At 37.4% G+C, this 24673-nt stretch carries 20 protein-coding genes; 17 read left to right on the top strand and 3 right to left on the bottom strand.

Annotated features, from left to right (window positions below; translation table 11 throughout):
• The first annotated feature begins 37 nt into the window (after positions 1-37).
• The 17 genes from EKM66_RS00685 (at position 38) to whiA (ending at position 20550) form a co-directional block, all read left to right on the top strand.
• Positions 38-331, top strand: a complete 294-nt coding sequence (locus EKM66_RS00685) for a PspC domain-containing protein (protein WP_125760638.1) — start codon at positions 38-40, stop codon at positions 329-331.
• Positions 328-693: a phage holin family protein gene (locus EKM66_RS00690; RefSeq protein ID WP_125760640.1), complete on the top strand. Its 366-nt coding sequence runs from the start codon at positions 328-330 to the stop codon at positions 691-693. Before EKM66_RS00685 ends, EKM66_RS00690 begins: the two co-directional genes overlap by 4 nt.
• Before the next feature lie 121 nt (positions 694-814).
• The gene (hprK, locus tag EKM66_RS00695) at positions 815-1765 is read left to right on the top strand and encodes an HPr(Ser) kinase/phosphatase (RefSeq protein WP_125760642.1); all 951 of its coding nucleotides are present in this window, start codon (positions 815-817) and stop codon (positions 1763-1765) included.
• Positions 1762-2577, top strand: a complete 816-nt coding sequence (gene lgt, locus EKM66_RS00700) for a prolipoprotein diacylglyceryl transferase (protein WP_125760644.1) — start codon at positions 1762-1764, stop codon at positions 2575-2577. Before hprK ends, lgt begins: the two co-directional genes overlap by 4 nt.
• Positions 2578-2659: 82 nt before the next feature.
• Positions 2660-3622 (top strand): thioredoxin-disulfide reductase, encoded by a 963-nt coding sequence (trxB, locus tag EKM66_RS00705; RefSeq protein ID WP_225426539.1) that lies wholly within the window; start codon positions 2660-2662, stop codon positions 3620-3622.
• Between the two features lie 241 nt (positions 3623-3863).
• The gene (locus EKM66_RS00710; RefSeq protein ID WP_125760649.1) at positions 3864-4115 is read left to right on the top strand and encodes a helix-turn-helix domain-containing protein; all 252 of its coding nucleotides are present in this window, start codon (positions 3864-3866) and stop codon (positions 4113-4115) included.
• Positions 4116-4203: 88 nt separating this feature from the next.
• Entirely contained in the window at positions 4204-5922 is a 1719-nt protein-coding gene (locus tag EKM66_RS00715) for a phospho-sugar mutase (protein ID WP_125760651.1), read from the top strand.
• A gap of 111 nt (positions 5923-6033) precedes the next feature.
• Positions 6034-8988, top strand: coding sequence for a SpaA isopeptide-forming pilin-related protein (locus EKM66_RS00720; RefSeq protein ID WP_125760653.1), 2955 nt, complete (start codon positions 6034-6036; stop codon positions 8986-8988).
• Between the two features lie 111 nt (positions 8989-9099).
• Entirely contained in the window at positions 9100-10389 is a 1290-nt protein-coding gene (locus EKM66_RS00725) for an alkaline phosphatase family protein (protein WP_125760655.1), read from the top strand.
• Positions 10386-11630, top strand: a complete 1245-nt coding sequence (locus EKM66_RS00730; RefSeq protein WP_125760657.1) for an MFS transporter — start codon at positions 10386-10388, stop codon at positions 11628-11630. Before EKM66_RS00725 ends, EKM66_RS00730 begins: the two co-directional genes overlap by 4 nt.
• Positions 11631-11747: 117 nt before the next feature.
• On the top strand, positions 11748-13757 hold the full coding sequence (uvrB, locus tag EKM66_RS00735; RefSeq protein ID WP_125760659.1) for an excinuclease ABC subunit UvrB: 2010 nt from the start codon (positions 11748-11750) through the stop codon (positions 13755-13757).
• 2 nt (positions 13758-13759) lie between these two features.
• On the top strand, positions 13760-16648 hold the full coding sequence (uvrA, locus tag EKM66_RS00740; RefSeq protein ID WP_125760661.1) for an excinuclease ABC subunit UvrA: 2889 nt from the start codon (positions 13760-13762) through the stop codon (positions 16646-16648).
• A gap of 213 nt (positions 16649-16861) precedes the next feature.
• Positions 16862-17050, top strand: a complete 189-nt coding sequence (locus EKM66_RS00745; RefSeq protein WP_125760663.1) for a helix-turn-helix transcriptional regulator — start codon at positions 16862-16864, stop codon at positions 17048-17050.
• A 4-nt stretch (positions 17051-17054) separates the two neighbouring features.
• A complete protein-coding gene (locus tag EKM66_RS00750) occupies positions 17055-17582 on the top strand; it encodes a DUF6773 family protein (RefSeq protein ID WP_125760665.1) in 528 nt (175 codons plus the stop codon).
• Between the two features lie 100 nt (positions 17583-17682).
• Positions 17683-18597, top strand: a complete 915-nt coding sequence (rapZ, locus tag EKM66_RS00755; RefSeq protein WP_125760667.1) for an RNase adapter RapZ — start codon at positions 17683-17685, stop codon at positions 18595-18597.
• The gene (locus EKM66_RS00760) at positions 18584-19618 is read left to right on the top strand and encodes a gluconeogenesis factor YvcK family protein (RefSeq protein WP_125760669.1); all 1035 of its coding nucleotides are present in this window, start codon (positions 18584-18586) and stop codon (positions 19616-19618) included. The genes rapZ and EKM66_RS00760 overlap by 14 nt, the downstream gene beginning before the upstream one ends.
• Positions 19618-20550 (top strand): DNA-binding protein WhiA, encoded by a 933-nt coding sequence (whiA, locus tag EKM66_RS00765; RefSeq protein WP_125760671.1) that lies wholly within the window; start codon positions 19618-19620, stop codon positions 20548-20550. Before EKM66_RS00760 ends, whiA begins: the two co-directional genes overlap by 1 nt.
• A 91-nt stretch (positions 20551-20641) precedes the next feature.
• On the opposite strand, the gene EKM66_RS00770 is transcribed toward whiA, so the two are convergent.
• The 3 genes from EKM66_RS00770 to EKM66_RS00780 all read right to left on the bottom strand — a co-directional run bounded on the left by EKM66_RS00770 (position 20642) and on the right by EKM66_RS00780 (position 24334).
• Positions 20642-21754 carry an ABC transporter permease gene (locus tag EKM66_RS00770; RefSeq protein WP_125760673.1) on the bottom strand — a complete coding sequence of 371 codons (1113 nt, stop codon included), beginning with the start codon at positions 21752-21754 and terminating at the stop codon, positions 20642-20644.
• Positions 21754-22476, bottom strand: coding sequence for an ABC transporter ATP-binding protein (locus tag EKM66_RS00775; RefSeq protein ID WP_125760675.1), 723 nt, complete (start codon positions 22474-22476; stop codon positions 21754-21756). Before EKM66_RS00775 ends, EKM66_RS00770 begins: the two co-directional genes overlap by 1 nt.
• A 142-nt stretch (positions 22477-22618) precedes the next feature.
• Positions 22619-24334 carry a glycosyltransferase family protein gene (locus EKM66_RS00780; protein WP_125760677.1) on the bottom strand — a complete coding sequence of 572 codons (1716 nt, stop codon included), beginning with the start codon at positions 24332-24334 and terminating at the stop codon, positions 22619-22621.
• Positions 24335-24673: the final 339 nt, after the last annotated feature.

Genomic DNA, 24673 nt, shown 5'->3' on the forward strand with positions numbered 1-24673 from the left:
GTTGTATATTTTTCAGACAAAGTTGAGGTGAGATTTCTTGAAAGAACGTATCACAAGATCTAGTAAAGATAGAATGATTGCTGGTGTTTGTGGCGGTTTAGGAGAACACTTTGGAATAGACTCGACTTGGATTAGATTAGCCTTTATCTTTATGTCACCATTCAGTTATTTTCTGACTATTCTAGTCTATATAATTTGTGTATTTTCATTTCCTGAAAAACGCAATATCCAACAAACAGATTTTAATAAACCATACAACCCGTATGGCAAAATAAACAAAACTATTCGTAGAATAAATAAAACAAAGGAGCTAAGTAGAAAAAACAAATGAGACTATTAATTAAAATGGCAATTTACACCGTACTATTTTTGGCAATAGCAAGATTGATCCCCACTATGTTTTATGTAGATAGCTTAACGACAGCGATTATAGCTAGTTTTGTATTAATCGTTTTGAACTGGACAGTTAAGCCAATTTTGCATCTTATTTCCTTACCGATAACGTTTATTACATTTGGATTGTTCTCATTTGTAATTAGTGCTGCTACTTTGGAAATAACTTCATCACTGATGGGACCAACAACATTTTATTTCAGCAGTTTCGGTGCTGCCATTGTTGTAGCCATCATCTTAGCTGTATGTAATTCGATTATTAATCGATATACTGCGGAGAATTTTAATAAGAGAGTGTAGATCTCTCTAGGCGTGTCAGTTTTGATGCGTCTTTTTTGTTTTCTTGATACAGCTCAATTCTTTTATCCTCATTAAAATGATAGAATTGAGGTTAAGAATAAAAATTAGTGAGGGTTGCTTTATGACAAGTTTTGTTACGGTATCTGAATTAGTTAAAGAAAATGATTTGAAGGTTTATGGTGGGAAAGAATTACTGGATAGCAAGCACGTTACTACTAGTGATATTTCGCGTCCTGGGATTGAGTTGACGGGTTATTTTGACTATTACCCAAGTGAACGTATCCAATTATTCGGCCAAACTGAATCAGCTTATTCACATTCAATGACTGCTAATAATCGCTATAAGGTCATGTTGGAGATATGTCGAGAAGATACACCGGCTCTATTGATCTCTCGTGATATCAAGCCGAGTGCTGAGTTATTACGTGCAGCTAAGGAACATAAAGTTCCAGTTATTGGTTCAGAATTACCTACGACAAGACTTTCGAGTATGGTAACTGAATTCTTAGATCAAAGATTAGCACCCAGAGAGTCGATTCATGGTGTCTTAGTTGATGTGTATGGTATTGGAATCTTGCTAACAGGTCACTCTGGTATTGGTAAGAGTGAAACAGCTCTTGAATTAGTCAAGAGAGGGCACCGTCTGATTGCTGATGACCGTGTTGATGTTTATCAACAAGATGAGAAGACGGTTGTTGGTGAGGCTCCTAAGATTTTGAATCACTTGCTAGAAATTCGTGGCATCGGAATTATTGATGTTATGAACTTGTTCGGTGCTGGTGCAGTTCGTTCTGAAGCTGATATTCAATTGATCATCAACCTTGAAGATTGGTCACCAGATAAGAATTATGATCGTATTGGATCAATGGAAGACAAACGTGTGATTTTTGATGTCGATGTACCTCAAATCACTATTCCAGTTAAAGTTGGTCGTAATATTTCTATTATCATTGAAGTTGCTGCAATGAACTTCCGTGCTAAAAAGATGGGATACGATGCAACTAAGAAGTTTGAAGAGAACCTAGGTTCACTAATTAAAGAAAATACTAAAAATGAAGAAGGTAACAAATGAGCTTATTAGCCTTAAATCCAATTGCCTTTAATGTGGGTGCACTTGAGATCCACTGGTATGGGATCATTATCGCTATGGGAGCTTTGGTCGGGGTCATTATGGCTATGTCTGAAGCAAAAAAACGTGGCATTGATCCAGACAATATTTTAGATTTAGTTTTATGGGGTGTACCGATTGCTTTAGTCGGTGCCAGATTGTATTATGTGATTTTTGAACTTCCGTTCTATCTTGCTAATCCAAGTGAAATCATTAAGATTTGGCATGGAGGAATTGCTATCTATGGTGGTTTGATTGCGGCATTTATCGTGTTGATCGTCTTGTGTAAACGTCGTAAACTGTCAATTTGGCTAATGCTGGACATCGCTGCGCCATCTGTATTACTTGGACAAATAGTTGGTCGTTGGGGTAATTTTATGAACCAAGAAGCCTTTGGCGCTAAGACAAGTTTGAGTTTCTTGCAGTCGTTACATCTACCACATTTTGTCATTGAGCAAATGTATATTAACGGAGCTTATCGACAACCAACATTCTTGTATGAATCATTTTTTAACTTGATCGGCTTGGTTATTATTTTGGTACTACGTCATCGTAAGCAGTTATTTAAGCAAGGTGAAGTTTTCCTTTCATATCTAATTTGGTATCCAGCCGTTAGATTCTTCGTTGAAGGGATGCGTACGGATAGTTTATATATCATGCCTGGCATCAGAGTTTCACAGGTATTGTCGATTGTATTATTTGTTACAGCCATAGGTGTTTGGATCTATCGGAGACGCAATACTTTTAAGCTTCCGTGGTATGTTGAGGCAAAATAATGGATTTTTATTTTTAAAATGGTAAGATTTTAAAAGTTGATACAGATAAGCACATACATTTGCTTTCTGTACGTTATAAGTTATAGTAAGTTTTGAGGAGGTACAATTAATGAAAACATATGATGTAGTAGTCATTGGCGCTGGTCCTGGTGGACTAACTGCCGCACTTTATGCTTCACGTGCAAATTTGTCAGTAATGATTCTTGACCGTGGTATTTACGGTGGTCAAATGAACAATACTGCTGAAATCGAAAACTATCCTGGTTTTGAATCAATCTTGGGACCTGATTTAGGTGAGAAGATGTATAAATCATCAACACGTTTTGGCGCAGACTTCGGTTACGGAGCTGTAGAATCTGTTGAAGATAAAGGTACAACTAAGATTGTTCATACTGATGATGGCGATTATGAGGCTAAAGTTGTAATCATTGCTACTGGTTCACAATATAAGAAGATCGGCATTCCTGGTGAGGATGAATTATCAGGTCGTGGAGTTTCTTACTGTGCTGTATGTGATGGTGCCTTCTTTAAAGGTAAGGACGTAGCAGTTATCGGTGGTGGTGATTCCGCTGTTGAAGAGGGTGTTTACCTAACTCAAATGGCCAAATCAGTAACAATTATTCACCGTCGTGATCAATTACGTGCTCAAAAGATTCTTCAAGATCGTGCATTTAAGAACGATAAGATCAAATTTGTTTGGAATGCTGATGTTAAAGAAATCGTCGACAAAGATGGAAAAGTCGGTGGAGTTCGTTATGTAGATAAGAAGACTGGTGAGGAACATGTTGTTCCCGCAAGCGGTGCCTTCATCTATGTTGGTATCCAACCTATGACAGATTCATTTAAGAGCCTAGGTGTTCTTGATGAAAATGGCTGGATCGATACTAATGATCACATGGAAACAACTGTACCTGGCGTATATGCTATTGGTGATGTTAGAAAGAAGGAATTGCGTCAAATCACAACTGCTGTTGGTGATGGCGGAATTGCTGGACAAGAAGCATTCAATTACATTCAAAAATTAGGTGACGAAGTTACTGCTTAATTTATTAAATTCAGAGAGTGGGCCGATTATGGCTTACTCTTTTTTTATTTCCATTTCTTGGTACTAAATATACTAAAATTACACTCTTTAGCCCTTTGAATCAAAAAAAGTAAAAAAATTATCGATATTTTGTATTTACTATCAAAATAATAAAAATCTTTTTACCGATATTGGTTCACATTTATACCTGTTTAAACATATAATAGGTTATGAAATAAAGATATGGATAGGAGTGTTTTATATGCGCGAATTTATCAACGAAAGTAATCAAATATATCAAGATTCAGAATTGAATATCCACACAAACTTAAAATTACTCCGCCAAAAATGCGGGGTAACTCAGAAGCAGGTTGCTGAAGTGTTACATATTGATGTAACAACTCTATCGCATTATGAGACTGGCATCAGAGTTCCAGATATTGAAACCTTGATCAGACTAGCTGATTATTATGGGACATCTGTTAACTGTATAATAAGTTGTGAAGCAATTTAAAATAAATGACTCGTTATTACGGTAGCGGGTTATTTTTATTGGTATAATACAATTGTGTAAGTACTTACAAATTAGGAGGACAATTTTAATGTCTTGGCAAAATACATTACAAGAATGGCTTGATTATAAGGAATTAGATCCTGAACTAAAATCACAATTGATTGATTTACAAAAAGATTCAGATGCGACTGAAGAAGCATTTTATGCACCAATGGAATTCGGTACAGCTGGAATGCGTGGTTTACTTGGACCTGGTATCAACCGTATGAATATTTATACAGTTCGCCAAGCTGCTGAAGGTTTAGCATCATTCATGGATACACTTGATGACAGTAAGAAATCTCAAGGTGTAGCAATCAGTTATGATTCACGTTATCATTCACAGGACTTTGCTTATGAATCAGCTAAGGTATTGGGAGCACATGGTATCCACAGTTATGTGTTCGACAGCTTGCGTCCAACTCCTGAACTTTCATTTGCTGTGAGAAGTCTTCATACATACGCTGGTATTATGATTACAGCTAGTCATAACCCTAAGCAATATAATGGTTTCAAGATTTATGGTCCAGATGGTGGACAGATGCCACCAGTTGAATCTGACAATATTACAAGTTTTGCACGTAAAGCAAGTGACTTATTCGCTATTAAAACTAAGTCAGTTCAACAACTACGTGCTGAAAAGTTATTGACTCTAATTGGTGAAGATGTTGATCTTAATTACTTAGATAAGCTTGATACAGTTGTTGTTAACCATGATTTGATCAAGAATATCGGCGATAAGATGAACTTTGTTTATACACCACTTCATGGTACAGGTAAGATGATCGCACCAAGAATCTTCCAAAAACTTGGTTTTAAGAACTTCTCTATGGTAACTGAGCAAGCAATTCTTGATCCCGAATTTGAAACAACACCATTCCCTAATCCAGAATTTGCCCAAACATTTGATTTGGCAATTGAAAAAGGTAAGAAGATCGGTGCAAATATCTTAATTGCTACTGATCCTGATGCTGATAGATTAGGTGCTGCCGTTCGTCAACCAGATGGTTCATACAAATTGATGACAGGTAACCAAATTGCCTCAGTATTGCTTAACTATATTTTGAATGCTAAAAAAGAATTAGGTGTATTGCCTGCTAACGGAGCGGTTGTTAAGTCAATTGTTTCAACAGAATTGGCAACTGCCATTGCTAACAAGTACAATATCAGGATGTTCAATGTTTTGACTGGATTCAAGTACATTGCTGAAAAGATTCAAAACTTCCAAGACTCTGGTAGTAATGAATTTCTATTCGGATTTGAAGAGAGTTATGGATATTTGGTAAAACCATTTGTACGTGATAAGGATGCTATGCAATCAACTATTTTGCTAGCTGAAGCTGCTGCTTACTACGAATCAAAGGGTGAAACAATCTATGATGCTCTTGAAGACTTGTACAAGGAATATGGTTATTATCGTGAAAAGACTATTTCTAAGACCTTTGAAGGTATCTCAGGTAAGGATAGAATGGCTGCTATCATGAAACAATTCCGTGAAGAGGGATTCGAAGAAATTAACGGCGTAAAAGTTGTTGAATCATTAGATTACCTAAATCAAACTGATAAAACGGCTGATGGCGTTAAAGAAACTGGTCTTCCAAAGGCTGATGCATTGAAGTTCATTCTTGAAGATGGCACATGGGTGGCAGTTCGTCCATCAGGTACCGAACCAAAAATGAAGTTCTATATTGGAATCACAAGTGATAGCGACGAACATGCTGCTACTAAGCTTGAGGCCTTTGCTAAAGAAGTAAATGGTTGGGAATAATAGTTAAATTTTATGTAAGAAAGAAGACTATCAATTAAGATAGTCTTCTTTTTGTCGCTTAAGGCACATTATGATATATAATTATATTCATAGTAATTAGGGGGAATTATTATGAATCGTATTGTAAGACACAAGAAATTATCAGCGATAGTCCTGTTATTTATTTTTGGACTATCATTAGTCGCTAACTTTTTTGTTAGCACAAGTACTAGTTATGCAGCTACGGACTTAACTCCGTCAGCTTCAGGTGTGGCTGCAAGTGATGCTACACTGACATATACAGACAATGGTGTAGAAAAAGAAATTCCGAAAGATATTACAGATTTGTCTCATTATGTAGATTTAAATGTTAATTATCATTGGAGTATTGCCAATGGAGTGCCAATTTCTAATGGTGATACATTGAAGTTCAATATTCCAGAAAATGTAAATATTAATTTTCCAAATAAAACTAGTGATTTAACTTTTAAAATTTATGGTAGTGATGAGAAAACTCAACTCGGAAATGCTGTAGTTACTCAAGCTGATCCTAGAGTAGGAATAATTACTTTTAATAGCGCACTTGAAGGAACCACTACTGATAGATCAGGAGATATAAGTATCAGTGGAGCAGGAGTTGTTACAAGCACCGGTGGCAGCGGTACCGGCGGTGACTCGGCCTTTCTTACTAAAGTTGGCTGGTTCCCAGATTCAGATAAAGAGGTTCCAAGTACTATGGTGTGGAATATAGTAGCCAATCCGAGAGGATCGAAGAATGTTAGTAATTTGGTTCTCACTGATACTTTAGGTGAAGGCCAGATTTTTGACAGTAGTAGTATGTCTGTTCAAGCAAAAACATATGACAATCCAGATTCACAAGATCCTACATCTGTAGAAGATATTCCAGTTGGATCGAAGTTAACTTCTACTGATAAAGGTTTTACTTTGAATATTGGCGATACCCACAAAGAGATAGTTTTAGTCTATGAAACAAAAATAACTACACCTATTAATCCAGAGGATAAGTTCACTTGGAGCAATAGCGTAAAGAGTAGCTATACTAATCCAGGTGATGGGAGTGACCCTAGTTCTGATCCTGATCCTGGATCAGGAACTGGCACAGAACCGGATGAACCTATAGTTAGTGAAATTAATCAAACAAAGACATTCGGAGCAAGTGGTACCGCTTCTGGTCGTAATGGGACAGTAGTTCTTACAAAAGTGGATTCTGCTGACCATACAAAGACTTTGCCAGGGGCTCATTTTAAATTGGTAGAAGATAATGGTACAACAGATGGTAAAGTAATACCTGATACTGATGAGTATAAATACAGTGATTTAGTTACCGACGACAAGGGACAAATAACTATTCCTAATTTGCCTGTGGGTAAGTATATTTTCATTGAAACTAAGGCTCCAAATGGTTATACAATAGATAAAAATAATGATCGTAAAGCATTTACTATTGCTGCAGACCAAAAGCTTCCACTACAATTTGATTTTTCCGATGTAAAAGAAGGAACGCCAACTCCAAAAACTGGAAGTGTAGTTCTAACTAAGACATCAAAGAATGATGGAACTCCGTTATCAGGGGCTATATTTGAATTACAGGATTCGGCTGGTAAAGTGTTAGAGTCGGGATTGACAACTGACAAAAATGGTCAAATCAAAGTTGATAATTTGCCAGTGGCAGATGGATATAAGTTCATCGAAACTCAGGCACCGGATAAATATGAACTTGATTCTTCACCACATGCATTTAGTATCACTGCTGATCAAACTGAGCCAATAGGAGTATCGATAGAAGATACAAAAACTACACCATTTACCGGAAGTGTAATTCTAACAAAAATAGCACCAGACGGAACACCTTTAAAAGATGCAAAATTTGATTTAAATGATTCAAAAGGTAATACCTTACAAAAAGGCTTGATAACCGATAAGAATGGTCAAATCACTGTTGATAAGTTGGAGGCAGGATCTTATCAGTTTGTAGAAACTGATGCACCAACGGGATACAAACTTAATCAAAAACCACAAATATTTACTATTGTGGATAATCAAAAAACTGCAACTGGTGTAACAGTAACCGATGAAGTGAAAGATGTAACACCACCAGCTCCAGAAACAGGCAGTGTGATTCTAACTAAGACATCTAAAGATGATAACAAGCCGTTACAAGGTGCAGTCTTTGACTTACAAGATAAAAACGGTAAGATTATTCAACAAAACCTATCAACTGACAAAAACGGTGAGATAACTGTTGATAAATTAGTCGCAGGTGATTATCAATTTGTAGAAACTAAAGCACCAACAGATTATAAACTTGATGCAAGAGCACATGCATTTACTATTGATCCTAAAAAAGACGCTGCGATTAAAGTTTCAGTCAAGGATGAAAAAGAAAGTGGAAATGTAACAAATCCAAAAGGAAATGTTATTTTGACTAAGACTGATGCTAAAACTAAAAATGTTCTAAAAGATGCAGTCTTCGATTTGAAAGATGCTGATGGCAAAGTTGTAAAGAGTGATTTGACAACTGATTATAAAGGACAAATTCAAGTTACTGATTTGACACCTGGCACATATCAATTCGTTGAAAAGAAAGCTCCGAAAGGTTACAAGTTAAGCTCTAAACCTGCAGTGTTCGTGGTTAAAGATGGTGAAACAACTGAGGTATCGATGACAAATGAAGTAACTTCAACAACAACAACGCCAACGACACCTGAGAACCCTGACAAACCAACGACACCTACAACTCCAGAAGTACCTGGAACACCAGATAAACCAACAGTGCCTACGAATCCAGTAATTCCAACAACACCGGTTAATCCAACCGTTCCAAATAATCCAGGAACACCAACAAATCCGTTGATTCCTGAAGTTCCTGGTACGAACGTACCTGTTACAAGCACACCTAGTTCAGACATTCCTGACAACAATACATCTACAAATCAAAATAATACTTCTAACAAATTGCCACAAACTGGTATTGCCGGAAGCAACATTGAATTGTATATGGGATTGGTTGTTCTAGTCATTGCAATTTCTGGATTAGCTTATGAATATGTTGAAATTAAAAAATAACAAATTATAGACGAAGAGATTCGTCTATTTTTTTGTCAAAAATAATTTCCTTTGGTAAGCAATCACTTACTTGCGGTATAATACGACATATGAGAGCGGGGGGACTTTATTTTGACAACAAATAAGCATATGGTCGTAATTTCCCTAGATTCATTGGGATTTAGAGACATTCGCGAACATCAAGAAGAATTACCGACACTTAATAAATTGGTCAATGGCGGAACTTGGGTCAAGTCAGTTACAGGAATTTATCCAACACTGACTTATCCATCACATACGACAATTATTACGGGACAGTATCCAAATGTGCATGGGATTGTTAACAACACGAAGATTCAACCAGAGCGTCGTTCACCTGATTGGTATTGGTATCAAAAAGACGTTAAGTCGACTACTTTGTATGATCTAGCGCGTGAAAAAGGGATGAAGACGGCAGCATTTTTATGGCCAGTTACAGCTGGTAGTAAGATCAATTACAACTTGGCTGAAATCTTTCCCAATCGTATTTGGACCAATCAAGTTTTGGTTTCATTGAAAGCCAGTTCACCATTATTCTTGCTAGAAATGAATCACAAATACGGTAAATTGAGAAATGGTATTAAGCAACCGCAACTAGATGATTTCATTACAGCGTGTGCGGTTGATACGATTGAAAACAAAAAGCCTAATCTAACCCTGCTTCACTTAGTGGATATGGATAGCATGCGTCATCGTTATGGCGTTCGTTCAAAGGAAGCTATGGAAGCCTTACACAGATTAGATGCCCATGTAGCTCAAGTTATTGAAGCTACTAAAAAAGCTGGAACGTTCTATGATACTAACTTTGTTATTTTGGGCGATCATTATCAAATCAATGTTGATACAATGATCCACCTGAATACATTGTTCGCTAAGAAGGGGTGGTTGACTCCTAAACCGGATCAGACGTACGAGAAAGATTGGCGTGTGATGGCGAAGACTTGTGATGGTTCGACTTATATTTATACACAGAACTTTGATGATAAAGACGATTTGGCTGAATTAATCGGTAGTGTTGAAGGTGTTGAAACCATCTATCCACGATATCGTGCAATTGAACGTGGGGCTGATCCAGCATGTACCTTCATGGTTGAAGCCAAGGAAGGTTATTACTTCACTGATGAAAGCAGTCGTCCAGAAGTAGTCGAGAAAGTTGATCCAGATACATTGGGACAACCTGACAGATATCATGGTGTCCATGGTTATGATCCTGATAAGCCTGATTATCAAACAACTATTTTGTTCAACGGGCCCGCTGTAAATGAAGGACAAACAGTTGAACATGCTAACTTAGTTGACGAAGCACCAACATTTGCACGTTTATTAGGTCTTGAGTTCAAAGATGATCTCGCTGGTAAATGTATTAAAGGAGTCATTAAATGAGGTTTAATAAACAACAATGGAGCTGGATATTCTATGATTGGGCAAACTCCGGTTATGGAATTATCGTTACTACAGCTGTTTTACCGGTGTATTTCAAGGCTGTTGCTCAAGGAAGCGGAGTTAGTGCCGCTAATTCTACAGCGTACTGGGGATATGCCAATAGTTTTGGAACGTTGTTAGTTTCAATTCTGGCACCTGTTTTAGGAGCTTTAGCAGATTATCCAGGTTATAAGAAACGAATGTTGAATATGTTCGCATTAGTCGGCGTTCTTATGACATTTGGATTGAGCGTAGTGCCGACGACTCAATGGTCGTGGCTATTGGGAGTGTATATTTTGTCGATAATCGGTTATTCCGGTGGCAATCTGTTCTATGATAGTTTCTTAACTGATGTAGCTGATAACAAAGAAATGGATAAGGTTTCTTCGTATGGTTATGGATTCGGATATCTGGGTGGAGTTTTAGCCTTTGTGTTATTTTTAGTACTCCAATTAACTAGTGGATTTGGGATGTTATCAAGTTTTGGTGTTGCAAGATGGAGTTTTGTTCTAGCAGCTGTTTGGTGGATAATCTTCTATATTCCATTGATCAGAAATGTTAAACAAGTATATTCTGTAAAGGCTGATGCACATCCTATTACTTCAAGTTTTAAGCGTGTCTTTGAAACTCTGAAACATATTAGAAGATATAAGAAAGTTGCCTGGTTCTTGGTAGCATATTTCTTCTATATTGATGGTGTTGATACTATTTTTACAATGGCAACTTCCATCGGTATGGATATGGGAATTACTACAACGACACTGATGATTGTTTTGTTAGTTGTTCAGCTCGTAGCATTTCCATTTTCAATTCTGTATGGTTGGTTGGCCAATAAGACTTCAACTAGAACTGGTATATTGATTGGTATCGTTCTTTATCTGGGAATTTGTTTGTATGCACTGAAATTAAATACAACAGTTGATTTTTGGATTCTAGCTGTTCTAGTCGGGACTAGTCAGGGTGGTATTCAAGCCTTGAGTCGTTCTTACTTTGGTCGTCTAATTCCTAAGGAGTCAGGTAGTGATTTCTTTGGATTCTACAATATTTTGGGAAAATTCTCAGCGGTCATGGGTCCTGTACTAGTTGGTATCGTTACACAAATTACGGGTAAATCAACGATTGGTGCTGCATCTTTGAGCATTCTATTCTTGATTGGTTTGGTGATATTTAGTTATTTGCCAAAACTTTCTAAAGCAAAGTAAAAATATAGCGAAAGTATGTTCGATATGTTAATATAAAGGCAACATATTTGTGCCTAACGCAAATTACATCTAATTCACTGAGTTAGATGTATTTTTTAGCTTTATGGAGGATGAATTTTGATAGATAGAGTAGACGATAATAAGTTTGATTTGGTTTCAAAGTACTCGCCAGCGGGGGATCAACAACAAGCAATCGATAAGATTACTAATGATTTCAAGGCCGGTGACAAGGAAGTCATACTTGAGGGGGCAACTGGTACTGGTAAGACATTCACGATGGCAAATGTTATCAAGAACTTGAATAAACCAACACTGATTCTTTCGCATAACAAGACGTTGGCTGGACAGCTATATGGAGAATTCAAAGAGTTCTTTCCTAACAATGCTGTTGAATATTTTGTTAGTTATTATGATTACTATCAACCTGAAGCTTATGTACCATCTAGTGATACTTATATTGAGAAGGATTCTAGTATCAACGATGAAATCGATAAGCTTCGTCACTCGGCAACTAGCTCATTACTAGAACGTAATGATGTTATCGTTGTTGCATCTGTTTCTTGTATCTTTGGTTTAGGTGATCCAAAAGAGTATGCCGATAGTATTATTTCATTGCGTGTTGGTCAGCAAATAAGTCGCAATGATTTATTGGAGAAGCTAGTAGATAATCAATTCGAACGTAATGATATTGATTTTCAACGTGGACGTTTTCGTGTACGTGGAGATGTTGTGGATATATTCCCAGCTTCACGAGATGATAACGCTCTTCGTGTCGAATTCTTTGGGGATGAGATTGATCGTATCGTTGAAATGGATGCTTTGACTGGTGAAATTAAAGGTCAAATGGACCATATTGGAATTTTCCCAGCAACTCACTTTATGATCAGTGATTCAAAAATGGAAGATGCACTTGACCGTATTCAAAAAGAAATGGATACACAGGTTGCTACATTTACCAAAGAAGGTAAGTTACTAGAGGCACAACGTATTAAGCAGCGTACTGAATATGATATTGAAATGATGCGTGAAATGGGTTACACGTCAGGTATTGAAAACTATTCACGTCATATGGAAGGCCGTGCCGAAGGAGAACCTCCATTTACACTGTTGGACTTCTTCCCTAAGGATTTCAATATTATGGTCGATGAATCTCATGTTACTATGCCTCAAGTTCGTGGTATTTATAATGGTGATCGTGCTAGAAAACAAATGTTAGTCAATTATGGATTCCGTTTGCCTAGTGCTTTGGATAACCGTCCACTGAAACTGGAAGAATTTGAAAAGCATGTTAACCGTATTTTGTACGTTTCAGCTACACCAGGTCCTTATGAATTGGATCGCACAGACCATGTTGCTACTCAGATTATTCGTCCAACTGGATTGCTTGATCCTAAGATCGAAGTTCGTCCAATTATGGGACAAATCGATGACTTGGTTGGTGAAATCAATGATCGTGTTGAGAAACATGAACGTGTCTTTGTCACAACCTTGACTAAGAAAATGGCAGAGGATTTAACTGACTACTTCAAAGACCTGGGTATTAAAGTTAGATATTTACACAGTGATATTAAAACACTTGAACGTACGAAGATTATTCGTGACTTGCGACTCGGTAAATTTGATGTATTGATCGGTATCAACTTGCTTCGTGAAGGTATTGATGTACCTGAAGTTTCGTTGATTGCTATTTTGGATGCCGATAAGGAAGGATTCTTGCGTGCAGAACGTTCACTTATCCAGATCATCGGACGTGCATCTCGTAATGAGAATGGTAAAGTTATTATGTACGCTGATTCTATTACAGAATCAATGGAAGGCGCTATTTCTAAGACAAAACATCGTCGTGAATTGCAAGAGAAGTTCAATGAAGAACATGGAATTACTCCAAAGACCATTGTTAAGCCAATTCGTGATGCTATTTCAATGTTCCAGAAAGTTGATAATACTGCTTCTGAATCTGAGAAGATCGATGATGATTTGAAGTTTGAAGATATGTCTAAGGCAGAACAAAATGAGCTGCTTAAGAACTTACAAGAACAAATGGAAGCTGCTGCCAAGAAATTGGACTTCGAAGCTGCTGCCAACTTGCGTGACACAATTCTAGATCTGAAGGCGGAAATGAAATAAAGATGTTAAATGATAAAATCGTAATTCACGGAGCTCGTGCACATAACTTGAAAAATGTGGACGTTACGATTCCGCGTGATAAATTAGTAGTAATGACTGGACTATCTGGTTCAGGTAAGAGTTCTTTGGCATTTGATACTTTGTATGCTGAAGGACAACGTCGCTATGTTGAGAGTCTATCCTCATATGCACGTCAATTCTTAGGACAAATGGATAAGCCGGATGTAGATTCAATTGATGGGTTAAGCCCAGCAATTTCAATTGATCAGAAGACAACTTCTAAGAACCCTCGTTCAACTGTTGGTACAGTTACTGAAATCAATGATTATTTACGTTTATTGTGGGCACGTGTTGGTACACCAATCTGTCCTAACGATGGAACAGTTATTACTAGTCAATCAGCTCAGCAAATGGTTGATGCTGTCTTGAAGCTTGATGAAGGAACAAAGTTACAAGTTCTTTCACCAGTTATTCGTGCCAAAAAAGGTCAACACAAGAAGGCTCTTGCTCAAATTCAAAAGCAAGGCTATGTCAGAATTCGTGTTGACGGTGAAGTTCATGATGTTGGTGAAGAGCTGGATCTAGATAAGAATAAGAAACATGATATTGATGTCGTTGTTGATAGAATTGTTATCAATGATCATATCAAGTCACGTTTGTTTGATTCTGTTGAGGCTGCACTTCGTTTGTCAGATGGCTACATGAATATTGATGTCATTGGCAAAGATATGATGGTGTTCTCTGAAAAGAATGCTTGTCCATTGTGTGGTTTCACTGTTGGTGAGCTTGAGCCACGTTTGTTCTCATTTAATGCACCTTTTGGTGCTTGTGATAACTGTGATGGTTTAGGAATCAAGCTTGAAGTCGATATTGATTTGGTTGTTCCTGATCAATCGAAGACTTTAGCTGAGGGAGCCGTTCTTCCTTGGAATCCTATCAGTTCACAATATTATCCACAAATGCTTGAACAAGCTTGTAAAGAATTCAAAATTGATATGAATACACCATTCGAGAAGTTATCAGAACACGACAAGAATATTGTTCTCAATGGTTCAGATGGTAAGAACTTCCATTTCCACTATGAGAATGACTTCGGTAATGTTCGTGATGTTGATGTTCCTTTTGAAGGTGTAATCCCTAATATTAATCGTCGTTATCACGAAACAAATAGTGACTTTACACGTGAGGTTATGCGTAAGTACATGACTGAGCTTACTTGTCCTGTTTGTCATGGTAAGAGATTGAATCGTCAAGCTCTAGCTGTAAAAGTTGGTGGACAAGATATTGCTGAAGTATCAAATCTATCAATTAAGAAGGAGCTCCCATTCTTCACTGGAATTACTTTGGGTGAACAGAATACTGTAATTGCTAAACCAATTCTAAAGGAAGTCAAAGACCGTCTATCATTCTTGATCAATGTTGGATTGGATTATTTAACTTTGTCACGTTCAGCTGGAACACTATCCGGTGGTGAAGCTCAACGTATTCGTTTGGCTACACAAATTGGTTCTAACTTATCAGGTGTCATGTATATTCTTGATGAGCCTTCAATCGGATTGCATCAACGTGATAATAATCGTTTGATCAGTTCGTTGAAGAAGATGCGTGATCTTGGTAATACTTTGATTGTTGTGGAACATGATGAGGATACTATGTTAGCGGCTGATTATTTAATTGATGTCGGACCTGGTGCTGGTGAAAAGGGTGGTCAAATCGTGGCTGCCGGAACTCCTAAACAAGTCATGCGCAGTGCTAAATCACTTACTGGACAGTATTTATCTGGTAAAAGGTTTATTAAGGTACCACTTGAACGCAAAGCTGGTAGTGGTGACTATGTTGAAGTATTCGGTGCTGAAGAGAATAATTTGAAGAAGATTGATGTTAAGTTTCCACTTGGTAAATTTATCTCAGTTACTGGTGTATCAGGTTCTGGTAAATCGACTCTAGTTAATACAATTCTCAAACGTGCCTTAGCTCAGAAGATGAATCGTAATTCTCATAAGCCTGGTAAGTATAAGAAGATTACTGGTTATGAGAATCTTGAGAAGATGATTGCCATTGACCAGAGTCCAATTGGACGTACACCAAGAAGTAATCCAGCTACCTATACTGGTGTCTTTGATGATATTCGTGATTTGTTTGCTCAAACTAATGAAGCTAAACTTCGTGGATATAAAAAAGGCAGATTCTCATTCAACGTCAAAGGTGGACGCTGTGAGAACTGCCATGGTGATGGAATTATTAAGATTGAAATGAACTTCTTGCCTGATGTTTATGTACCTTGTGAAGTTTGTCATGGAACACGCTATAATTCAGAAACACTTGAGGTTACATATAAGGGTAAGAACATTGCTGAGGTCTTGGATATGAAGGTTGAAGATGCACTAGAATTCTTCAACAATATTCCAAAGATTAGAAGAAAACTTCAAACAATCGTTGATGTTGGTCTTGGTTATGTTTCAATGGGACAATCAGCCACACAACTATCAGGTGGTGAAGCACAACGTATGAAGCTTGCTTCAGAATTGTATAAGAAATCAGCTGGTCAGAATTTCTACATTCTTGATGAACCAACAACTGGATTGCACACTGACGATATCAAACGTTTATTGGCTGTTCTTCAACGCTTAGTTGATGAAGGCAATACCGTTTTGGTTATTGAACACAATCTTGATGTTATCAAATCATCCGACTGGGTAATCGACCTTGGTCCTGAAGGTGGAGAAGGTGGCGGTCAAGTCGTTGCTACTGGAACACCTGAAGAAATTTGTGAAGTAAAAGAAAGTTATACTGGCCAATATCTGAAGCCAATATTGGAACGTGATACTAAGCGTACAATTGATGCTGAAGAAAAAGCTGAAAAGAAAACTACTAAAAAATCTAAGAAGTAATATATAGAAAGTGGGACGGACATGTTCAACTTTCTAGCATTAAGGTGAATAGGGGCTGTAATCCGATTTTGGATTACAGCCCCTACTTTGTTCAAGCGGAAAAATTTATGTTCCAGAATTTTTTATACGTAAATGTGTCATATATATTTGACATTTATCACAGATATTATATACTTAAGGTGTCAAATATATATGACACATGAGGCATAGTTTATGAACCGAGTAAAAGAATATCGAACGGAATTGAAGATTTCACAGATTAAATTGGCTTCGGAAATAGGAGTCGCACGTCAGACAATCAATATGATTGAAAATGACAAGTATAATCCGTCATTAGATTTGTGTATCAAATTAGCAAAGGCTTTGGGGACTGATCTGAATCAACTATTCTGGGAGGAATGAAGTCATGAAGACTAAGGAATCTTTTTCGACTAAATCTATTAAGTATTTTTACGGAATTGATGGAGAATTAGACGAGTATCGTCGTAGTGAATTGAATCGTATTGGGAATAATGCGTACATGATATTGTTCTATTACTTATTGATTTCGACAATTGTAGCGGAGTTTGTTGTTGGAAATAGTTTCCGGTTTTTACAGAATTATTTAATGTTAAATCTTTTGTTTCTGATATTTGGGAGTGGAATGTACACAGTTGTCGCCATACATCGGTTGAAGTTGCATATTACTGATGTGTCAGCGATGAATTACAAAAGTGTTAGAAGAATGATTTTGAAGCGAGATATTCGTCGAACAGTACTCGTGACGATAATTTATTGTATTTTTTTTGCTATGAGTATGGCTAGAGAAGGAGCTAATTTAGCGTCATTTGTGTTTTCTCCAGCTATGTTAATTGCGGCAGGATCATTCGCAGCAATATTCGGATTTATTTCCTTGGTTATTGATTATTCTCATTTAAGAAGATATAAAGATTAGAAAATATAACTCGGCTAATATTAGTCGAGCTTTTTTTATTGCCTAAAAATGACACACCAGGCATGTTGTGGTATGCTTATATCTGAATGCGAGGTGCACTATGTCAAAAGACATGCAAAGTTTAGTAATCGTAACTGGTATGAGTGGTGCTGGTAAGACTGTCGCCATGCAGTCTTTCGAAGATTTGGGGTATTTTTGTATTGATAATATGCCGCCCAATCTTCTTCCTAAGTTCTGGGAGTTAGTTCATGAATCTGGAACTATCAAAAAAGTCGCACTTGTTGTGGATATTCGTTCACGTGCGTTCTATGATGAAATTTTTTCAATGATTTCACAAATGGATGAGGACGAACAAGAGAAGCAACAAAAGGTTGATATGCGAATTCTATTCTTGAACGCTTCTGATGAGGAATTAGTTTCTCGTTATAAAGAAACTCGCCGTAGTCATCCACTAGCTATGGAAGGTCGCTTGCTTGATGGTATTCACAAAGAGCGTGAGTTACTCGCAGAGATCAAGAGTCGTGCTCAAGTAGAAATTGATACGACTGATTTGACTCCAAGACAACTCCGTGAAGAAATATTTGATAATTTTCAAGAGAGTACGGGTACACCAACGTTTCATATTGAAGTCATGTCATTTGGTTTCAAGTATGGCTTGCCGATAGATGCCGATATTGTTATGGATGTTAGATTCCTGAAGAATCCTTACTATATTGATAGTCTTAAGACTCAAACGGGTATGGATAAGCCAGTTTATGATTATGTGATGGATGATCCTGTAACTGAGAACTTTTATAAGAAATTAGCTGATTTATTGAAGGATATTATTCCTGGATATGAAAAAGAAGGAAAGACTAGTTTGACGATTGCAATTGGTTGTACCGGTGGTCAACACCGTTCAGTTGCCATTGCACAACGACTAGGCACAGAGTTACGTGATAACTACTACGTCGATATTACGCATCGTGATATGGATAAATCGCAAAAGAAGGTAATTGAAGATGCCAACAAATAGGATAGTTCGTGTTGTTAAGGGACGCCGTCCAAAAGTAGTTGTTATAGGTGGGGGAACTGGTTTACCAGTTGTATTAAATAGTTTGAGAAATAAGGATGCTGATATCACAGCTATTGTGACAGTTGCCGATGATGGTGGTTCGTCTGGTGTGTTAAGAGATTACATCAACGTTGTGCCACCTGGGGACATTCGTAACGTTTTAGCTTCCCTTTCAGATCTACCAAAAGTCGATTTGGATGTGTTCCAATATCGATTTAACAGTGACGATGATTTCTTTTCTGGTCATGCGATTGGAAACTTGATCATCGCTGCATTATCTGAAATGTCACCTAATATTTTTGACGCAGTCCAAGAACTGTCCAAAATGATGCGTGTTGATGGTCGGGTTTATCCTGCCAGCAATACCAAATTGACGTTGAATGCAGAATTCACCGATGGCACTACACTGTCTGGTGAACATGAAATAACTCACTCAGGTAAGCACGTTAAACGTGTCTGGGTGACTAATTCAGATGATCCCGACAAGACACCACAATCGTTATTGCCAGTTATAGCATCGATTATGCAGGCTGATGTTGTGGTACTTGGGCCAGGTAGCTTGTTTACAAGTATTCTGCCTAACTTGATGATCAGTGATCTTGGTGATGCAGTTCGCCAGACACCAGCAGAAGTAGTTTATATTTGTAATATTATGACTCAAATCGGTGAGACCGAAGGCTTTACTGATGCTGACCACGTGAATGTTTTGAACGAACATTTAGGTGATAATATCGTCGATACAGTTCTTGTTAATACAAGACCTATACCTGAAGGATATATGGATCATAAGAAATACGATGAATACGTCAGTCAGGTCAAACCAGACTTTGAACGACTACGTAAAATGGGATGCCGTGTAATTCAAGATGACTTCTTATCATTGCATGATAAGGGAGCTTTCCACGATGGCAAGAAAATTGGTCGTGAAATCTTGAATTTGGCATTCCAATCAGGAAATAGAAAAAATGAGGTGAGACACTAGTGGCTTCTTACGCAAGTGAAGTAAAGAAGGAACTCACTGGTTTAGAGGTTCATCCCGAACATGCACGAGTAGAACTATCAGCCTTGCTGAGAATGAATGGTTCGTTGAGTTTGTATAACCATCATTTTGTTCTAACAGCGCAAACAGAGAATCCTGCGATTGCTCGTAGGATTTTTTCACTCATTAAATTGCGCTATGGGATGGAATCAGAACTATTGGTTCGTAAAAAGATGAAGTTAAAGAAGAACAATCAATATCTTGTTCGATTAAAGTACGATACTGATAAAGTCTTGAAAGACTTAGGTATTTTGGATGAAACAGGTTTGTCCATTAATACTGATGTACCAGAAGATATCCTCGATGAAGATCAAAGAATGCGTTCATACTTACGTGGTGCCTTTTTGGCAACTGGAAGTGTGAATAATCCTGAGACATCTAGATATCACTTGGAAATTTATTCACTCTACGAAACGCATAATACTGGTATCGCTCAAATGATGAATCATTTCAATTTGAACGCCAGAGTTACACAACGTCGTAATGGATATATCGTTTATTTGAAGGAAGCAGAAAAAATTGCCGACTTCTTACAAGTTGTTGGGGCAACTAATGCCATGCTGAAATTTGAAGATATTCGTATTGTCCGTGATATGCGTAATTCAGTTAATCGTTTGGTTAATTGCGAGAACGCTAATATTAACAAGACAGTCGCTGCATCTGAACGTCAAGTTGAGAATATCAAGCATCTTCAAAGTACGATTGGTTTAGATTCATTGCCAGTTAAGTTACGAGAAATTGCACTTTTGAGATTGGAAAATCCGGATGTGACCTTGAAAGAACTCGGAGAAATGGTACCAAGTGGTGCTATTTCTAAGTCGGGAATCAATCATAGATTACGTAAGCTGAACCAGTTGGCAGAAGAAGCAGTTTAGACATAGAGAGTGAGAGAAATCTGGTTTCTTCCACTCGTTTAGAAAGTAAAAGGGCTAGAATCCATACAGATTCTAGTCCTTTTATATGTTTTTAAACTTTACGATAGCGTTTCAAGCCGACGATATTTAACCACGTGAGAACCACCAAAATTCCTAATAAAACTGAGATATCTAGTCCGAGTGACCAGATACTGGAACCGCGCATCATAATATCTGCGACGGCATCACCTGAGTACTTGATAGGGATGATGTATGAAATATCACTGACCCATTGTGCCATAGAGTCCAAAGGAATGATTCCTGAGAAGAATACTTGAGGAATAACCACGATAGGAATGAATTGCATCATTTGGAACTCTGATTTTGCGAAAGTCGATAACAAGATACCAAATGCTAGAGCAACAAGGGCTAGTATCAAATTGATGACAATAACCGATATGATATTGCCTTTTATTTCAACTCCCAATAACCAAACAGTAACGAGAACAATAAGAATCGTCTGAATAATTGCAAGAATGCCATAACTTAACATGTATCCAAAGACAATTTCTGAACGTTTGACGGGAGTAGCTAGTAATCTGTCTAAGGTTCCACTTGTGCGTTCTTTCAGTAGCGCCATACCTGAGATTAGGAATACGAAGAAAAATACGAAGAATCCCATTAGTATAGGCAAAATCTTGTCGAAGAATCCAGTGTCTTTATTACCATATACATAGTGATTATTAATTTTGGGTGCTGCTGACTTTGCTGAAGTTGAAGCCGGTTGACCAGTTAACTTAGCTAAAGCGGTGGTCGTTATAATGAGCTGCTTTTTCATTGTACTGACATTTGTTTTGGTCATTGAGGCATTGAAGACCGCTTTTACAGCAGTTGTTTTGGTTGAATCGGTATTTGCGTAAGTTAGATCGTAGTTATTGTCTTTCTTTTGAATAATAGCATCGACTTTGCCATTATTTAAAGATTCTTTAGCTGCTTTTTTAGTACTGTATTTGTATGTGTCGACATGTTTTGTATTATTAATATTGTCATACAAAGCATTAGGTAGGTTAATGGTAGCAATATCTACATTGGGAGTTGCATTGGAATTAAAAATAAAACTCATTAATAATAGAATTAAAATAGGTGCAAAGAACATCAAAGCCAACGTTCTCTTATCTCGTAGAAGTTCTTTTAGAACTCTTTTCATAATTGCAATTGTCCGCATTATTCAACACCTTCTGCTTTCAGGAACACGTCTTCAATCGTGTCCACATTGTATTGCAGTTTTAGTGCGTTTGGTTTGTCGAACGCCATTACTTTGCCATCTAATAATAGCGCTACACGGTCGCATAATTCTGCCTCGTCCATAACGTGAGTTGTAATAAGGATGCTTCGTCCCTCGTCACGAATGGACTTTAGTTCTTTCCAAACCTGTCTACGAAGGGCAGGGTCGATACCAACTGTTGGTTCATCGAGAACTAGAAGTTTGGGACTTCCTAGTAAAGCAATTGCAAGTGACAATCGTCTCATCATACCACCTGAATAGCTATTAACTCGCTTATTTAAGTTATCGGTCAAGTCGACAACCTTAGCAACATATGCGGTTTCCTTATTAATTTCGGATTTACTAATACCTTTCATTTGTGCATAAAATATGAGATTCTCTTTGCCACTAAGCGCATCATATAAGGCGTCTGTCTGTGCCATGTAGCCGATGTTTGAAAGCAATTGTCTGTTGGGCATTGTTGTGTCAAAGACTGTAGCAGATCCTCCATCAGCAACTTCCATTCCCAAAGTTGTTTTGATCACAGTGGATTTACCGGCACCAGATGGTCCAATCAATCCGACAATTTCACCTGCACGGACATTGAGATTAACGTCTTTTAGAACCGTTTGATTGCCAAATTTTTTAACAAGATGTTGCAAGTTCATCGCTGCAGTTTGCATATGATTATCTCCTCGTGAAAAAGCTTATCATGAGTGACTGGTCACTCACTATTTCGAAAATAATAATACCATCTTGAAGATTGTTGTCAATAATTTTAGTTAAAAAAAATCAGATCTCCAAAAATGGAATCTGACTTTGTGTTTAAATATGAAATTTGATATAGACGACATATCCGGTCATAGCAACGAACAACACGAATGAAATCCAGATCATGTAAGGATACATGTGTGGTGGATTACTTATTACTGAAATATTTGCTTGATGTACTTTAGCAGGATTGTTGATAGTAAGGAATCCATTATTATCGGTTGTCCATTTGACATTCTTACCAGCAATGGTCACATGATAATTAAGTGATGAATATCCAAAAATTGGAAGTTCAATATTGCCTCGTTTTAATTTTTTAGCTTGATAGGTAACACTGTCAGTTGTTGAAGTCACTTTATTCAGATTGATGGATTTGTTACCTTGATCTGCTGAATGATGGATAAGTTTGTCTTGAACTCTGGAAGAAAGTTCTTGTCCATTGGAATTAGGGTTCATGGCGACTTTATCTGGCGCATAGTCTGGAATCAACGTTCTCATTATCTTTTCACTAGTAATACCACTTGAGGTTAATTTAGTATCAGTATTAGCTGATAATGTGCTCTTCGTGGAACCGGTCATTGTGGATAAGGTCTCGCCGTGGTTGTAGATGTAATTAGTTGTTACTTGTGTAGCTGCTGATAGTGACAAAACAGATAATAACAACAAGATGTATTTGCTAGTCTGTTCTTTGAAATTCTCCAGCAACATAATTATTGGGGAAATACCTAGAAATAGTGCAAAACGCCAACTTGATTCTTGGAAGTTATTAATAACAGGGATGTGGTTGAATAATGCCCACGGTGTTAGGTCAGTGCTGAAAATTATTAATAACGATTCGAGTAGTAACCAAGGAATTACATTCTTGATTCTTTTTTTATCTAATCCTATGAATACCATTAACAATAAGATTAATGACAATGTTGAAAACGCAGTTTTTGCATTCCATTTAATGGTTGTGAATAAAGCTGTGATTGGGTCAGCAATTATATTGCCCTTGCCAAATGGTGGAAGTAGTCCAGTTTTGGAGATGGTCATAACTCGATAAATCAATGGTAAGCACAGAATAACCGCTATTACTCCCGCCAGGATCAAATTGATCCAAGGAGCAAGCGTCTTGTTCTTAATAGAACAAACGATTAGGAATACTCCGGCAATCATTGAAATAGCGATTGCACTCAATAAGTGAGAATTTATAACAATAGTCATTAGAAGACCAACTTTAATAGCTAGAAGGTGGTCTATTTTTTTGCTCTCAATAATATCTTTGAAGGTAAAAACTAATGGGAATGCAAACGCTAGAACAATTGATGTTCCTGGCTGAAATTCAGTAGTTACGCCACGGAGAACGGCACCAGAGTATGTGTAGATCAATGCAGCCATACTGGAGTTCAAACTAGTATAACGCTTGTTTAGTGATAGGAACGTTACAACAAAGGTCATAATTGCAATGAGAACTTTGATGGCTATAATTTGGTGAATCGGTGACAACATGTCAGTTACGAATACGAAGGGCCAAAGAGTGAAGTCAGGGTACATTCCATTAACTGCTTGTCCGGCAGAGAAGAATGTGTTGAAGTTCAGCCAATTCGGCAAATTGCCATTGATGAATGCTTGACGGATTTCATAGATTCTCTGTGTGTGAAAGAAAGTGTCACTTCCTGCAATTAGATAATTGAGATGAAATTGCCAGATCATCCAAATAATTATTGAAATGAAGAATAGCAGAATAACTGAAATAGTCTTTTTATTGATGCGGTTTTGAGTATTCATAAGATCTCCCTATAAGTATTAATCCAGGAATTAATTATACTTCTTAAACACAAAAACTGCGACCGAGTGGTTGCAGTTTTTTGTGTCTCCAATTACGAAATATTATACCTGCTGTGGGGACCGATTCCAGCCAAAGAGTGGTCTGGAATTTCGACTTGAAGCTTTGCTTTGCAAATCTCCAAGTTCGTCCGTGGTGTAAGAACGGTAAGACCACCGTCCTAAAGCCACCCTCACTGCAGATATAATATTTTGTAATCTCCGATGAGTATGTCTTGATTGAGATATAAGAGTATAGGTATGTTTTAATATGGTACTTACTATTGTTACAATGTCTTGCAG

It is taken from the genome of Companilactobacillus hulinensis, assembly GCF_003946555.1.
Classification (GTDB): domain Bacteria; phylum Bacillota; class Bacilli; order Lactobacillales; family Lactobacillaceae; genus Companilactobacillus; species Companilactobacillus hulinensis.